Source organism: Pantoea sp. USHLN298 (assembly GCF_037149395.1).
GTDB classification, from domain to species: domain Bacteria; phylum Pseudomonadota; class Gammaproteobacteria; order Enterobacterales; family Enterobacteriaceae; genus Pantoea; species Pantoea astica.
Map to the genome: position 1 here is coordinate 1 of NZ_JBBCRO010000032.1, position 223 is coordinate 223.

Annotated in this window: 1 rRNA gene; it reads left to right on the plus strand. The window is 55.6% G+C overall.

From position 1 onward, the window contains the following. A 16S ribosomal RNA gene (locus tag WFK59_RS22050) occupies nt 1–223 on the plus strand; the annotation flags it as partial.

Here is a 223-nt window from a genome sequence, read left to right on the forward strand (position 1 = left end):
AGGCAGCAGTGGGGAATATTGCACAATGGGCGCAAGCCTGATGCAGCCATGCCGCGTGTATGAAGAAGGCCTTCGGGTTGTAAAGTACTTTCAGCGGGGAGGAAGGCGATGTGGTTAATAACCGCGTCGATTGACGTTACCCGCAGAAGAAGCACCGGCTAACTCCGTGCCAGCAGCCGCGGTAATACGGAGGGTGCAAGCGTTAATCGGAATTACTGGGCGT